This is a genomic window from Tepidimonas ignava, assembly GCF_004342625.1.
GTDB classification, from domain to species: domain Bacteria; phylum Pseudomonadota; class Gammaproteobacteria; order Burkholderiales; family Burkholderiaceae_C; genus Tepidimonas; species Tepidimonas ignava.
Genome location: NZ_SMAH01000003.1, coordinates 181,957 through 195,094 on the forward strand (window position 1 = coordinate 181,957; position 13,138 = coordinate 195,094).

Genomic DNA, 13,138 nt, shown 5'->3' on the forward strand with positions numbered 1-13,138 from the left:
GAATGGCGTCGTCATCACCCCAGATTGGCTTTGATCGCTTTATAGCGATCGAATGGGCAGCTGCCGCGCTCAAGGTACGCGCCGAACTCGGCACGCTCGATGAGCTGAATGCCCTGCTGGATGCTGCTGGACTGGGTGTAGCAGCACGAAAGAAGACACGGACCGTGCTGAATCGTTTGTGGCTTGCGCCACGCCCGGAACTCGCCGACTTCGCCGAGCGTGGCGTCGCGATCTTAAAGGCCGACCCGAGCGTCCCTATCGCCGCCCTGACCTGGGGCATGGCCATTGCCACCTATCCGTTCTTCGGCAAGGTGGCGGAGCTGGTGGGGCGCCTCTCGGCGCTGCAGGGTGATTGTGCTTCGGCGGAAGTCCATCGCCGAATGAGCGAAGCCTATGGCGAGCGTGAAGGCACGTACCGGATGACCAACATGGTGCTTCAGTCGCAGGCAAGCTGGGGCGCGATCGAGCGCGTCGAGAAGGGCAAGCGCCTCGTGCGCATGAAGCCGATCGTGGTCAGCGACGAGCAGGCCGTAGCTTGGTTGGTCGAGGCCGCCCTGCGTTACGTCGGCAAAGCGGTGTCCGTCTCTGCCCTATCGTCTCAGGTCGTCCTCTATCCGTTTGTGCTCGATCAGCCGCTGGGGTACCTCGTTTCGAAGAGCCCGAACCTGGCCGTCCATTCCCAAGGGTCAAGCAGCCAAGTGGTTTCCTTGAAAGCGAGTGAGTGAATGACTGCGCAGCGATGTAAGATCGCAGCATGGGAATCGGTCCATAACGGCCCCTGACAGGTTGACAAAGGATGCAGTTCCTACGGTCAACGCCGTTCTGTGATGAGGAGCAAAGCAACTTCAGCTTCGCGCCGGGTAACGAGACCAGGAAGCACCCTTCCTCCGCCGTATACCCACCTTCTCAGCTCCCGCGCAGAAGCATCCCAGTCCCGCTGATTGACCCGCCGCCGCAGGGTCGATGTCTGCAACCGCCCGGCGCCGAGGTTGAAGGTGAAGTCGACGATGGCGGCCAGCCGCCCTTGCGGCTCAGTGGCCAGCACCGGGCAGTAGCGCAACGTGGCGGCGAGCGCCACCTTCAGATCCTGGGCGAGGTAGGCCTCGGCCTCGCCTTCCGTGATCGGCGGGTGCTTCGGATCGCACAGATGCCCGTAGCCGATCGTCGGATAGCCGGCCGGACAGATGTACGGATAGGCGCGGTTGGGATCGTGCTTTGGAACGCGGTGAAAGCCCTCGAAGCGCTTTGCAAGCTCAATGGCTTGGGGCGGCACGCGGATCACACGTTCGTCCGACCGCCCCATCACCGCAGCCCCTTTTCCAGCGTGCGATTGAGGAACCAGTAGTTCAGGATGCCTGCGAGCAGTGCCTGATCCGCTTCCGACCAAGCTGCGAGCAACGCTGGCCCGAACCCCACGCCCGACTGCACCGAGCCGACGAAGGCCGAGAGTTTCACCCCGGCATACATCAGCACGAAGAGGTAGGTGACCACGGGCCTGACCGTGGTGGACAGCGCATCGGCCCACTTCACGCCCGAGGTTCGGCCCTGCGCCGCAACCGCCTCGCGCAAGGCCTCGATGGCCCCGGTGTTCCACGCTGCATCGGCCCCGGCACCGATCTCGGCCATGCGCTGGGCGCCGCGCAGCTTCTCGAACTCCAGCGCCTTGTCCTGCATGGCGAGTTCATGGCTGCGCTCGCCCTTGCGATCGAGCCACTTGAGGATTTCGGGCGCGAGCCGGAAAGCGCCGCCCAGCAATCCGCCCAACAGGGTTTCGATCATGAGCCGCCTCCTGTCAGTTTGAGCTTGACTGCAATGCCGACCAGCAGCGCAGCCAGGATGCCAGTCGTGGTGACTTTGACGATGGTCTGCCAGGCGGCGCGGCGCGCCTCGCGCCAAGCGGCCAGCAGGTCGCGCAGCTCGCGGATGTCGCGCGCGGCGCTGCCGTTTTCAAGCCCGAGGCGGGCCAGGCATTGCTCAGCGCCGCGCTCGGCAGCCTGCTCCAACATCACCTTGAAATCGTTGGCTGTGATCGTGATCGGCTGGGTGTCATGGGGTGTCATCGTTGACCTCGCTTTGTGTGATCGATATCGGATCGGTGACGTCGCGTTCGCACTCGACGCTGGTGCTGTACCCCTGCGCGCTCAAGCGGTGCTCGACACGCTTGATGCGCCAGTCCGTGGGGATGCCCGGTCGCAGCGCAATGGATAGCCGCGCCTCGGCGGCTAGGCGCGGGTCTCCTGGCGCCCGAAAGCTCAGCTCGGCCTGCGAGCGCTCGCCGCGGTTTTTGCGGGTGGCGGCAGCGGCTCGGGCCTCGGCTTCGGTGGCGTGCACGTAGCGTAGTTCCTCATAAGGCGGGTTTCCGACGACGACTTCGCGCCGCTCGCCCTTTTGGTAGTCCCACCAGTAGGCCTTGACTCCGCCGTGGCTCTCGTCACCGTGGTCGGCGAGACCGGAGCCGCCTTTGCCCGCTATCCGGCGGGCGCAGTACTGATAGCGCCACTCGCTGATCTGATCCGGCCGCAGCGTGATCGTCGGCAGCGCTTGGCCGGTGACGCTCTTGGCCGCCCCGCGCTTGGCCAGCACCAGGTGGCCGGCCACCGGCTTGGATACGGCATCGTGCTTGGACGCCAGCCGGGTGAGCAGCGCCATGTCAGACTCCTCGGTCTGGTCGACGTGCGGGATGGCGATTGCGCCCAGCTCGGGGTCGATCTTGGGCGTGTAGCCGTGCTCGGCGGCGATGGCTTCGACGATGCGTCCCAGCGTCGTGTCGTGCCACGATCCCGTCTTTGGGCTGCGAAATGGCCCGACCATGTCGGCGGCCTTGCCCGAGACCGTCAGCGTGGCCGGCGGCGCGCTGATTTCGACCTCATCGATGATGTAGCGACCCATCGGCACCCACGCGCCGCCGGCGTATGACAAGGCGACCTCGAGCTGCGTACCGATGCGCGGCAGCTGCGCGATTGCGCCGTCGGCGCGGCGGCGGTCATCGAGCGTCAAGCGCACCACGTCGGACGCCAGCCCAGCCTCATCCGTGATGATGAGCTCGATGAGCCGGTCGGCGACGGCGCGCGTGACGTCGTGGCGGTCGGCGGTGATTCGGAAGCGCGGCTGCATGGCTTACGACCACAGGCGCACCAGCCGCAGTTGCGGCTCATCGACAAGCGCTGGCATGCGCACCGGCGTGCCGTCTGGCAATCGCAGCATGTCGTCCGCGCTCAGGCGCGCCAAGTGGCGGTTGGCGCGCAGCACCTGCGGCAGAACATCTAGCCTGCGGTAGTGCATCCACACCAGGTAGTCGATCATGTCCCCTTCGCGGGCCATGACCACGATGTCGTCTTGCGTCAGCATCAGGCAGTCTCCTGCTCGGCGGGGAGTAGTCCTTGCAATGCGAGATCGGCGCTGTCCAGCACCACTTGGAGTTCGGCGGCCTGCGGGTGGCGTTCGGCTTCGCGGCGGGCGCGCTCGATGTCGTCGCGCAGAGCCGCGATCTGCGCGGCCATCACGTCATAAGAAGACAGCGGCGCGGCGCTGGCGCGCGCCACGCGCGTGAGCAGCGCATCGATGGCCGGCAGCGTCACGCCTGCCTCGCGCAGTCGGCTGACTGCGCCGTTGAGCGCGGTGCGCAACGGCTGCATCACGTCACGCAAGGCATCCTGTAGCACGGATGCGCGCTGTGTGACGCTGCCGCCCATCGACCCTGCAATGCGCTGCACCACATCGCCGACCACGGTATTGAGCGCGCCCAGCGGGTCGGTCGCCACCTCATCGATGATCGGCAGCAGCACGGCAAACGGGCTCCAGCCGCCGCTGATATCGGTGACGATGTTGTCTTCGCCGTACGACTTGAGCTTGAGTTCGAACGCGATGCGACGCGGCTGGCCATCGTCCATCAGCACGCTGCGGGTGTCGCCCACCTCGACGATCACCCACGCGCCCCACACGCGCCCGAGACCGTCGACGAGCTGCAGCGGCTCGCCCTTGTCAGCGAGCTCGCGCATCTGCTCGACCTGCGCGAGGCCGCCATCGAAACTCGGGTAGAGCGTGCCGGACAGCGTGACTTCGATGGGCTCGCGCCCGGTGTACTGCAGCGCCGGCTCGCGCCCGATGCGCGCTTGCTCCGGCCATCGCCACGACTGGCGCATCGCCAGACTTTGATACGTCGCCTGCCCCACTTCAAAGCGAAAGGGGCCCAGCGCCATCATCACTCGCTCGGCCATACACGGCTCCGATCAATCGTGCAGCGCCGCGCGGCTGCCGCGCAGCGCGTCGTGGATGAGGCGGCGCAGACGCTGTTCGACATCGGACGCCATCGACTGCGCATCACTGCCAGGCGGGGCGTAGATGGTGATCTGCGGCGCAAAGTGGATCGATGGCGTAGCAGACGGGCTGCCAGCGATCCGGTCTGTCGGCACGCTCAAGCCCATCGGGGGCCGATCCGGCAATGGCGGGCGCAGGTCAGTTGATGACGCCCCTGGTGCGGTCAGTGCGAATGGCACCGCCTGCAGCGATTTCGCCAGCCGCCCGACCTCGTCCACCGCCTGCGGCCCAGCGGCCGCCACGCCTTGTGCCAGGCCAAGCGACAGCGCACTGCCCAGCGTGGCAAACACGCGCGATGGGCTGTGGATGCCCAGCATCGCCTTGAAGCGATCGCGCACTTTGGCGGCGACCTCGCCCACGGCGGCTACGGCCTGCTGTGCCGCCTCGCTGATGCCGCGCGCCAGGCCTTGCAGCAGAGCACGGCCCACGTCGGCGAACTGGACGACCATCTGGCGCAGATGGCTGAGCATTGACCCCAGCGACGCTTGCAAGGCGAGCAGCGGATCGGGCGACGCGAAGATCGAGGCGACGGATCGCCATATGCCTGACAGCGCCGTAAAACCGTCGCGCACCCACGTGACCAGCGCGCCGATGGCGCGCAGCGGCGCGGTGACCGCCAGCAGCGCCACGCGCAGCACGCTGCCGATCACTGCGCCGAGCGACCGGCCTGACTCAGACAGGCCGTTGAACTCGTCCTGGGTGAGCGTCACCGGCGCAAGCAGCTGGCCGACCAAGCGGATGAGGCCGCTGGCGGCATCGCCGATCCAACCGAAAGCCGCGCCCACTGCGCGCCCGATGGGGGCCAGCGGTGCCAGCGCTTGGGTGATGCTGGACACGGCAGGCTGCACCGTCGCGCGGATGCCTTCCCAAACGCCCCCAAGGTAGGCCGCAATCGGATCCCAGTATTTGCGGATCACCAGCGCCAGACCTGCGACCGCCGCGCCGATGCCCGCCACGATCCACGTGATCGGGTTGGCAAGCAGCGCAGTCGTGGTGGCACCAATGGCCGGCAGCATCGACCAGAAGGCCAGCGCAGCCGACTTGATCGGCGCGATCAAGCCAAGCGCGCCCATCTTGATGCGTGCCCAGGCCAGCGACAGAATGCCCGCGCTGGCCCCGGTTGCTGCTGCCTGCGCTTGCAGCCGGGCCAGCTCCGCGCGGGCCGACTGAACCGCCACCTGCGCACCGAGGATCGGCCCCTTCACGAAGGTCCAGGCATAGCCCAATGCGATGGTCGCCACCTTCAGACCCACCACCGCGCCAATAGTCCCCACCACCACTTGAGTGATGACGGGGAACCGCTCGGCCAGCTGCGCCAAGGCCCCGATGGGGGCCATCAGCGCGCCCAAGAGGCTGTTCAGGGGCGGCAGCAGCGCGTTGCCGATGGTGATGCCAAGGCGGGATATCTGGTTTTTGAGCAGCTGCAGGTTGTTGGCCGTGGTGGCCGCACGCGCCTCGTACTCACGCTGCATCGAGCCGGCATAGGCGGTCTCGTCGGCCACCAGGCCGATAGCCTGCCGGTAGGTGTCCAGCGAGCCGACCAGCTTGGCGATGTCGTCGGAGTACTCCGCGCCAAACAGGTCGGAGAGCGTGCCCATGACATCCGGCGCGCCCTTGACGGCTTCCAAGAAGTTGATGAGCGTGCCTTGAGCGTCCAGCGCGATGTCCTTCTTCAGCTCTTTCGCGCTCAGGCCCAGCTGCGCCAATGCCTGCTGGAATTTATCGCTTTGCTTGTCGGCGGTGGCGAGCTTGAGCAGCAGCGCATTGATGCCGGTGGCCGCGACTTCGGGCGGCGTCTTGAGCGCCAGGAAGGTCGCGCCTAGGGCATTGAGTTGTGCACCGGACAGGCCAAAGAGCTTGGCGGTCGATCCAGCTCGGTTGGCGATGTTGAGCAGATCGGCCGCCTTGGCGTCCATGTTGTTGGACAGGTGGTTGATGGCGTCACCCAGTTTGACCACCTCGTCTTGCGTGAGGCCAAAGATCGTGCGCAGGCCGGTCATGGCTGCGCCGGCCTGCTCGCCGGAGAGGTCAAAGGCCACGCCCATCTTGGCGGCGTCCTCGGCAAAGCGCACCAGTTCATGGCGCGCGATGCCGGCCTGACCGGCCGCGGCGACGATCGCGCCGATGCCGTCGGCCGCCATCGGTATCCGGGTGGACAGCTCCAGGATGTCTTTCGACATCTGCGCAAACTGCTGCGGCGTGTCGAAGTTCACAACCTTCTTGACGTCCGCCATCACCGACTCGAACTGGACCGCCGGCTTCACCAGGCCGTAGAGCGCCCCACCCAGAGCGACTGCGTCCATCATCTGGGCGCGGTAGGCGCTGCGGCGCTCCAGATTGCTGGCCCGGGCCTGTTGCGCGCGAGTGAGCGCCTCGGTGCGCTCGCGCAGCTTCTCAAGCTGGCTACCGAGACGCTCGCTTTCTGCGCCAAGCTTTGCCGTAGCAACGCCAGACTTTTGCAGTTCGGCCGTCTGCTGCGCAAGAGACGCCTTGACGGCGTCCAGCGCAGACTTCGCCTTGCTGGCCTTGGCGATGAGCGCGTCAAGCTGGGCCTGGTAGCGCGCGTCCGCCTTGGCCTGCTGCGCGGCCAGCGACTCGCGCGCCTTGGCCAGCGCCGCCTCTGCCCGGGCGCGCGCTTTCTCGGATAGGGCCGGATCGGCAGCGCGCGCTTCCGCGGCCGCCACCCGTGCCCGCGCCTTGTCCAAGGCGGGCGTTGACCACTGCCCGGAGGCCTTGGCCTGCTGCAACTGCCTGATCTTGTCCTGCGCCTCTTGCCAGGCCTTGCCAGCTTCAATCGCCTGCTGCCGCAAAGACTCCAGCTGCTTGATGCCGGCCTGCCTGTTGCCCAGCTCGGCCATCGTCGAGCCCAGCCGGTTGAGCTGGTCTTGCGCGCTGCGCACCGCGGAGCCGAGCGACGTGGCAAGGGCGGCGCCGATGGTGATGGTGACGGGATGCGATGCGGCCATACACGACTCACTGCGCGAACATCAACCGCCGCGCAATCGATAAGGCCTCGACCAGCTCGCACACCTCCATGGCGAGCAGCTCGGATCGGGGCCAGTGGGTGTAGAGGGCGAGCTCCACCACGAGGGCGGAGAGCTCACCCGGATTCACTGCAAAAAACCCCCCAGCGCCTTCTGCAACTGGGCGTAGTCCTTCATGTCGAGCTTGAGGATGGCGTCAGTCGGCAACTCGGCCAGGTTGGCAATGAGCCGGATCTCGCGCTCGGCATCCGTCCCGGCGGCCTTCTGCGCGGCCAGGTGGTCACCGACGGTGGGGCGGCGCAGGGCGATCTCTTGGATCGGCAGGCCGTCGTGCTCGATGGGGTAGTGCAAACGGATACGTTCGGCGTGACCCATAACGACCTCTCCTTACAGCCCGATCGCAGCCCGGATGGCGTTCATCTGATCGACGCCGCCGACCCTGCGCACCAGGTTGATCGCGTCCACCTCCACCACTTCTTGGCCGTCGATGGTGAGCTTGTAGTAGCTCGCCGCCACCGAGACCTTCAGCGCGCTCTTGTCACCGGGCTTCCAGGTGCCAGCGTCGATTTCGCGCCAGCCGCCGCGCAGGTTGATGACGACCGGCTTGGCCTCTTCGCCCTGCGCCTGGATCGCGCCGCGGATCGTGATTTGCACCGGCTTGAGGTCAAGCAGGCCAAACAGCTTGTACACCTCGGGATCGTAGTCCGAGATGGTCAGCTCGGCTTCGAGCTTGTCCATGCCGAGGTCGATTTCGACCGGCACATCCATGCCGCCAGCGCGGTGTTCCTCGGTCTTGAGCGTGAGCTTGGGCAGCTGGATTTCGTCGATGCGCCCGGCATAGCCGCGGCCATCGACAAAGAGGTTCATATTCTTGAGCACGCGGGGCAGTTGAATGGGCATGGCCTTGCTCCTTACTTAAAGATTTCCTCGAGGTAGTCGCCGACCATGCGCGAGCGAAACGTGATGTGCTCGGCGGGGTACGACGCGGTGAAGTCGAAGTCGAAGTACACCCGGCCATCGGCGATGGCTTCTGGTGTGTTGAGGTCGGGGTCGGCCCAGCATTTGCCGCCCAGAATCGCGCCCTTGGCCTTGAGCTGGCGCAGATACGCATTGACGCCCTCTGCGACCTCGTCGACGTAGGTCTTGGTGATGTTGCGGTCCACCGCCCACAGATGCGCGTGCAGCAGGCTCTCGTTGATCATGTCGGCGGTGCGGCGCACACAGATAAAGCTCCAGCGCGGATCGGTGGCGCAGCTGCGGTTGCCCCACAGACGCACTCCGTCGTGCACGATGAAGGTCGCCACGCCAAACTCGTTGAGGTAGTTTGCCTGCGTGTTGGGGTCGTCGATCGCCCACGACAGCAAGCGCGCCGGGCGCAGCACGCCGCGGATGACCTGGTTGGAGGGGCTCGCCCAAAAGCCGTTGATCTCATCGGACTGCGCGATCAGCCCGGCGACGCGCGCCGACGCCGGCTCGGGCGCTTGCGAGCCGTCCGGGCGACGCACCATCAGCCACGGATCGACCAGGTAGGCCCGCTCCGAGCCAAACCGCGATCGGTAGTCGATTGCAGCTTCGTCGCTGGTATTGGGCCCGTCGATGACGGCGATGGCGCGCAGCTTGTGCGCCGCCGCAATCATGGCTTCGGCCACCGGCTTGTGGTGCGAGAAACCGGGCGCGATCAGGATGCGCGGCTTGATCTCTGCGCGGGTCGTCAGCAGAGCATTGATGCCCGTGAGCTGCCCGGCGGCGTCGCGGCCGCCGATGACGTGGCTGATCGTCTCGCTCGTCGTGCTGCCTTCGGCGACGCGCACGACGTAGATCATGGGCGCGGACTGGTCGTAGATGCCGGCGATGGCCCACGGCAGCGTGCCGGACTGGCCCAGATGCGGGATCAGGCGACGATTCGTGATCAGCACCGGGGTATTGAGCGGGAACGGCTCGTCCATACCGCCATCCAGCGCCTTCGGGCCCAGCGTTGGCTGCATGATGCCGGATCCGTCGCCCAAAGCGGCGGCCTCGATGAGGGTCTTGGCGTCATCGTCCGCATTCAACGCCGCGGCGACATCGCTTGCCGTGCTGATGCGCTGGCCATCGGCATCGCTGGCCAGTGTGACCAAAATCAGGATCAGGCCGGGCGCGCGACCATCGACCGCGATGGCCAGCGGCTGGTCGGGCTCGGTGGCGGCACGCACCTCGAGGCGCAGCGCGTTGCCGACGACGCCCGCCTGTTTGGCGACGACGCGCAGCGCCGCGTTGCCGCTGCCGACCGTCAGTTCGGCGCGCCGCGCGCCGGCGGCGTCGGGCGCTGTGCCGACCAGCCCGATGACGGATGATTTGACGGTGCGCACGCTGCGCGCGCCGTCGTTGATCTCGACGATCTCGATGCCGTGTAAAAAGCGTTCGGTCATGGGGTTTCTCCAAAAAAATCCGCCAAGCGGCGGATGTCAGGGGCGAATGCGCAAAAAATCCGCCCGTTGGCGGATTTCTGCGGCCGTGAGGCGGGGTCAGACGGGGCGATCAGCGCATCGCTTTACCCCGATCCAGCTCGATGGATTTCTCACAGTGGTTCGGATCGAACCGATCCAGCAGCCGACACAGCACGCACGCCCAGCGCTTGCCCTGCCGCTGTGCGCGGCCTGCGCGGCTGCTGATCGTCTCATCCTCGTGCCCGCCGAAGGCCGCGTTGGCGAGCTGGTCGTAGGACACCGCCAGCGTCCAGGCGCGGCGGGAACCAGTGACGATGGCCAGCAGCATCCACGCGGATGCCACCGCTGCGGCGACCTGACACAGCAGCCAGATCGCCAACAGCGACAGACGCTGCCCCATGGCACGCCGCAGCGTCCACATCAGGCCAACACCTCCTGCACGCGGGCCTCTGACAACAGCCCGGCCGCCGCCAGCGACTGCAAGCCGCCCACGGTCTGCGGGTCGTCCAGGTTGACTTCCTGCGCGAGCTTCAGCTTGTCCATGAACACCTCAATCAACACGTTGGTCTTGGCGGCCGTGTACACGGCGGCCAGTTCCTCGTTCGTGAAACGGTTGAGAAACTGCAACTTGGTCAGGACGCGCGGCGACGACGGCGCGGTCGACTGCGCCTGCGCCGCCTGCTGCTCGGCAATCGCAGCCAGCACCTCCTCGTCTGTCTTGCCGGGATAGGCGTCCACCACCTTGCCATCGTCATCCAGCCGATAGCGCGCAGCCAGCCGCGACTGCGTAGATTTCAACTTGACCCAACCGGGCTCTGGGGTGTCGGTCTCGATGATGGCGATGTGGCCGTTTCGGATGTCAAAGTAGGCATTCATCACAGGTTCACCTCCACGAAGAATGGATGCGGGGCAGCGGTGGTGTAACCGTTCGGAATCGATAGCGTGAACTGCGTCGGCGACACGGTGGCCGTCTGTACCGAACAGTCGTAGCCGTAAGCCGCGCCGTTGCCGTGCGCGCTGAAGTTGCCAGACGCATGGAACGCCACCGCAAAGCCCGTCTCCCCCCAGTGCAATAGACTGCGGCCGTTCGAAGTTTCGCTGTCTGAGTACATCGCTCGGGCGCTGTTGGAGCGCTTGTTGACGGTGATGACCCCCAGGCCCGCACCGTAGTAGTAATACTGGCCGTAGAAGGCCACCGTGTTGCCATCGCGGGTCTGCATCACCTGCATCCCGGAACCACGGGAGCTGTGCCGGCCATAGCTGGTCGTCACGCCATACGACACGTGGTTGGATGGCGCGCCAAACGTCGTGTCGCCAGTGCGCTGGAATCGCACCACATATAGCGCCGTACCAGCGTTGAAGAAGCCGACGAACACGTCTCCGTTGTCGGTGAGCACCGGCGTGGCCCCGCCGACTGCCTCGGCATCGTTTGATGGCGTCCAGCCAGACCAGCTGATGCTAATCTGCGTTGTCGTAATGGCCGACAGAATCGCGTTCAGGTCGCTGGTCGCGTCGAGCTCCGGCAGATTGCGGTACAGCCGCAGCCACATCCCGCTGCTGGACGTGGCGGAACTGCCGCCCAGGATCACCAGCTCGTTGCGGGCGCGGTTGTAGGACGCCGTGCCGTAGAACCCGCTGGGCAGGCCTGGTACGACAAACCTGCTGATAAAGCCGCGTGTGCCGTTAGAGACGATGATCGCCTCGGCTTCGGCACGGCGGGCCAAATACAGCGCCCCACTCCACAGCAGCAGCGTCAAGCTGCGGTCAGACAGATCGCCATTGACGAACGCATCGTTGAGCTCCGTCTTGGTCTCAACGCCATACGACGGGCTGCGACGCGGCAGCAGCAGCGCCCCCTTCGCGTCGAGATTCCAGTGGTCGTGCCCAAACTCGCCGCAGCGGCCCGTGTAGTTCGACCAGCCGTTGTTGTTGGTACCGGGCGCCGTATGTGCCCCACCATAACCGAACGCCTGCTGGATGGCCCCATCGAAATAGATGGCGTTGTCGGCGCTGTTGTGGCGCCCATGGTACGCGCCGCCCAGGGTGAACACCGGGTCCATCGCCAGTCCGTAGCCGGACGGCGACACCGTGCCGTAGCCGCCGTATAGGCTGATCGCGGACGGCAGCGGCACCGGCCTGACATCGGGGATGTTGCGCGCCGGCAAAAACTCCTCGTTGAGCAGCCGGTACGTGACGGCGGCCGCATTGCTACCGAAGTTGCACAGCGCGTATCTGACATCGCTGCTCGTCGATTGCTGACTAGAAATGTACCGCCCCATCACGCCACCTCTTCAATGCCCCAGACGTTGAAACAAACATCGGCTGTACTGGATTGCACGAACAGACGCTCGTTCGCAGCCAGTGCAATAGCCGTGCGCTCCAGCACACCAGACGGTGCCAGCACGGCGTCGTATTCAATCCAGCCGCTCGCAGGCGGTGTCGCGCCGGTGCCGACGGCAACGCGCACGCGCGCCTCGACCTGTCCCGTATTGCAGGCCGACAGATTGACCGTGGCCGACCGCCCGGTCGGTGTGGTGTAGAGCGCCGCCGTCGCGCCGGCAGCGGGTTTGAGGGTCGCAAGCAATCCCATGAATAGACTCCTTCAGGTGGTTACATCTGCGCGTAGAAGAACGCCCGCGCACCAAAGACAAACTGCTGCGTCACGCTGCCAGCGGCGGCCGCCACGTCGGCCAATGCCGCCGCCTTGAAGGCATTGACCTCGGCGATGACGGCGTCGCGGTTGGCGTTGGCGGTATTGACCGCCGCATCGCGCGCGGCATTGACCGTGTTGACGGCGCTGACCCTGGTGGTGTCGATCGCGGTCTGCGCCGCATTGCGCGCCGCCACGATGTAGGCCTCCGCCGCCTCCTTGGTCGCGGTCACCGACGCCTCGGCTGCATTCTTGGTCGCGGTGATGCTGGCAATCGTCTGCGACTCGACCGATGCAGCGTGCTCGGTGATCTCGGCGATTTTGATGTCGCCCATCTCCTCGACTTCGAGCACCGTCGCGCGCCCGCCAATGCGGTCGATCGCCGTGCCGAGATAGGCCAGCTCCTCCGGGGTGGCGGTCTCGGCCGCCACGCCGATCTTGGTCTTGATGGCGCGCACTGCGTCGCGCAACAGGGGATCACGTGCCATGTGGGGCTCCTCGCTCAAAAGTCATACCCGTGCAGGGCGCGCAGACGCAGCCGATGCACATAGTCCTCGGCGGCCGCCTGCTCGGCGGCCAGGCCGTCGAGCGCACCCGTCAAAAAGGCGCTTGTGTCCGTATGCCGCTGCTGCGCAGCGGTGATGTCCGCATCGATGCGGGAGATCGCCTCGCGCAGCCGATGTACGTCATCCGATAGCCGGTTGGTGGGATGCGGCAGGGGATAGCCGCGCGCCGTCGTCTCTGCTGGCATGGCCTACCTC

17 protein-coding genes are annotated in these 13,138 nt (G+C 66.0%); 1 reads left to right on the top strand and 16 read right to left on the bottom strand.

Going from position 1 to position 13,138, the window contains the following annotated elements:
• The first annotated feature begins 2 nt into the window (after positions 1-2).
• Positions 3-725 (top strand): hypothetical protein, encoded by a 723-nt coding sequence (locus EDC36_RS03430; protein WP_132764545.1) that lies wholly within the window; start codon positions 3-5, stop codon positions 723-725.
• Between the two features lie 86 nt (positions 726-811).
• Here EDC36_RS03430 and EDC36_RS03435 read toward each other — a convergent pair whose 3' ends face one another.
• From EDC36_RS03435 to EDC36_RS03510, 16 genes are all read right to left on the bottom strand, one after another.
• On the bottom strand, positions 812-1,303 hold the full coding sequence (locus EDC36_RS03435) for a lysozyme (RefSeq protein WP_243646457.1): 492 nt from the start codon (positions 1,301-1,303) through the stop codon (positions 812-814).
• Positions 1,303-1,779: a hypothetical protein gene (locus tag EDC36_RS03440; RefSeq protein ID WP_132961848.1), complete on the bottom strand. Its 477-nt coding sequence runs from the start codon at positions 1,777-1,779 to the stop codon at positions 1,303-1,305. Before EDC36_RS03440 ends, EDC36_RS03435 begins: the two co-directional genes overlap by 1 nt.
• Entirely contained in the window at positions 1,776-2,060 is a 285-nt protein-coding gene (locus tag EDC36_RS03445; RefSeq protein ID WP_132961849.1) for a DUF6127 family protein, read from the bottom strand. The genes EDC36_RS03440 and EDC36_RS03445 overlap by 4 nt, the downstream gene beginning before the upstream one ends.
• Complete coding sequence (locus tag EDC36_RS03450) at positions 2,047-3,114, bottom strand: phage late control D family protein (protein WP_132961850.1); 1,068 nt, start codon at positions 3,112-3,114, stop codon at positions 2,047-2,049. Before EDC36_RS03450 ends, EDC36_RS03445 begins: the two co-directional genes overlap by 14 nt.
• Before the next feature lie 3 nt (positions 3,115-3,117).
• A complete protein-coding gene (locus EDC36_RS03455; RefSeq protein WP_132961851.1) occupies positions 3,118-3,348 on the bottom strand; it encodes a tail protein X in 231 nt (76 codons plus the stop codon).
• Complete coding sequence (locus EDC36_RS03460) at positions 3,348-4,217, bottom strand: phage tail protein (protein ID WP_207895029.1); 870 nt, start codon at positions 4,215-4,217, stop codon at positions 3,348-3,350. The genes EDC36_RS03455 and EDC36_RS03460 overlap by 1 nt, the downstream gene beginning before the upstream one ends.
• A 12-nt stretch (positions 4,218-4,229) precedes the next feature.
• The gene (locus tag EDC36_RS03465; protein ID WP_132961852.1) at positions 4,230-7,283 is read right to left on the bottom strand and encodes a phage tail tape measure protein; all 3,054 of its coding nucleotides are present in this window, start codon (positions 7,281-7,283) and stop codon (positions 4,230-4,232) included.
• Between the two features lie 144 nt (positions 7,284-7,427).
• Positions 7,428-7,676 (bottom strand): phage tail assembly protein, encoded by a 249-nt coding sequence (locus tag EDC36_RS03470; protein WP_132961853.1) that lies wholly within the window; start codon positions 7,674-7,676, stop codon positions 7,428-7,430.
• A 12-nt stretch (positions 7,677-7,688) separates the two neighbouring features.
• Positions 7,689-8,201, bottom strand: a complete 513-nt coding sequence (locus EDC36_RS03475; protein ID WP_132961854.1) for a phage major tail tube protein — start codon at positions 8,199-8,201, stop codon at positions 7,689-7,691.
• 11 nt (positions 8,202-8,212) lie between these two features.
• Positions 8,213-9,709 (bottom strand): phage tail sheath subtilisin-like domain-containing protein, encoded by a 1,497-nt coding sequence (locus EDC36_RS03480; RefSeq protein WP_132961855.1) that lies wholly within the window; start codon positions 9,707-9,709, stop codon positions 8,213-8,215.
• 109 nt (positions 9,710-9,818) lie between these two features.
• Positions 9,819-10,148: a hypothetical protein gene (locus EDC36_RS03485; RefSeq protein ID WP_243646458.1), complete on the bottom strand. Its 330-nt coding sequence runs from the start codon at positions 10,146-10,148 to the stop codon at positions 9,819-9,821.
• Positions 10,148-10,603: a hypothetical protein gene (locus tag EDC36_RS03490; RefSeq protein ID WP_132961857.1), complete on the bottom strand. Its 456-nt coding sequence runs from the start codon at positions 10,601-10,603 to the stop codon at positions 10,148-10,150. Before EDC36_RS03490 ends, EDC36_RS03485 begins: the two co-directional genes overlap by 1 nt.
• Complete coding sequence (locus tag EDC36_RS03495; protein WP_132961858.1) at positions 10,603-12,006, bottom strand: hypothetical protein; 1,404 nt, start codon at positions 12,004-12,006, stop codon at positions 10,603-10,605. Before EDC36_RS03495 ends, EDC36_RS03490 begins: the two co-directional genes overlap by 1 nt.
• Positions 12,006-12,317, bottom strand: a complete 312-nt coding sequence (locus tag EDC36_RS03500) for a hypothetical protein (RefSeq protein ID WP_132961859.1) — start codon at positions 12,315-12,317, stop codon at positions 12,006-12,008. The genes EDC36_RS03495 and EDC36_RS03500 overlap by 1 nt, the downstream gene beginning before the upstream one ends.
• Before the next feature lie 20 nt (positions 12,318-12,337).
• Positions 12,338-12,865 carry a hypothetical protein gene (locus EDC36_RS03505; RefSeq protein WP_132961860.1) on the bottom strand — a complete coding sequence of 176 codons (528 nt, stop codon included), beginning with the start codon at positions 12,863-12,865 and terminating at the stop codon, positions 12,338-12,340.
• A gap of 14 nt (positions 12,866-12,879) precedes the next feature.
• On the bottom strand, positions 12,880-13,128 hold the full coding sequence (locus EDC36_RS03510) for a hypothetical protein (RefSeq protein WP_132961861.1): 249 nt from the start codon (positions 13,126-13,128) through the stop codon (positions 12,880-12,882).
• Between the last annotated feature and the right edge of the window lie 10 nt (positions 13,129-13,138).

Coding starts and splice junctions, on each gene's coding strand:
- EDC36_RS03490 (WP_132961857.1), bottom strand. CDS start 10,603: ATGAATGCCTACTTTGACATCCGAAACGGCCACATCGCCATCATCGAG.
- EDC36_RS03495 (WP_132961858.1), bottom strand. CDS start 12,006: ATGGGGCGGTACATTTCTAGTCAGCAATCGACGAGCAGCGATGTCAGA.
- EDC36_RS03510 (WP_132961861.1), bottom strand. CDS start 13,128: ATGCCAGCAGAGACGACGGCGCGCGGCTATCCCCTGCCGCATCCCACC.
- EDC36_RS03445 (WP_132961849.1), bottom strand. CDS start 2,060: ATGACACCCCATGACACCCAGCCGATCACGATCACAGCCAACGATTTC.
- EDC36_RS03485 (WP_243646458.1), bottom strand. CDS start 10,148: ATGTGGACGCTGCGGCGTGCCATGGGGCAGCGTCTGTCGCTGTTGGCG.
- EDC36_RS03465 (WP_132961852.1), bottom strand. CDS start 7,283: ATGGCCGCATCGCATCCCGTCACCATCACCATCGGCGCCGCCCTTGCC.
- EDC36_RS03430 (WP_132764545.1), top strand. CDS start 3: ATGGCGTCGTCATCACCCCAGATTGGCTTTGATCGCTTTATAGCGATC.
- EDC36_RS03440 (WP_132961848.1), bottom strand. CDS start 1,779: ATGATCGAAACCCTGTTGGGCGGATTGCTGGGCGGCGCTTTCCGGCTC.
- EDC36_RS03455 (WP_132961851.1), bottom strand. CDS start 3,348: ATGCTGACGCAAGACGACATCGTGGTCATGGCCCGCGAAGGGGACATG.
- EDC36_RS03505 (WP_132961860.1), bottom strand. CDS start 12,865: ATGGCACGTGATCCCCTGTTGCGCGACGCAGTGCGCGCCATCAAGACC.
- EDC36_RS03450 (WP_132961850.1), bottom strand. CDS start 3,114: ATGCAGCCGCGCTTCCGAATCACCGCCGACCGCCACGACGTCACGCGC.
- EDC36_RS03480 (WP_132961855.1), bottom strand. CDS start 9,709: ATGACCGAACGCTTTTTACACGGCATCGAGATCGTCGAGATCAACGAC.
- EDC36_RS03435 (WP_243646457.1), bottom strand. CDS start 1,303: ATGGGGCGGTCGGACGAACGTGTGATCCGCGTGCCGCCCCAAGCCATT.
- EDC36_RS03500 (WP_132961859.1), bottom strand. CDS start 12,317: ATGGGATTGCTTGCGACCCTCAAACCCGCTGCCGGCGCGACGGCGGCG.
- EDC36_RS03475 (WP_132961854.1), bottom strand. CDS start 8,201: ATGCCCATTCAACTGCCCCGCGTGCTCAAGAATATGAACCTCTTTGTC.
- EDC36_RS03460 (WP_207895029.1), bottom strand. CDS start 4,217: ATGGCCGAGCGAGTGATGATGGCGCTGGGCCCCTTTCGCTTTGAAGTG.
- EDC36_RS03470 (WP_132961853.1), bottom strand. CDS start 7,676: ATGGGTCACGCCGAACGTATCCGTTTGCACTACCCCATCGAGCACGAC.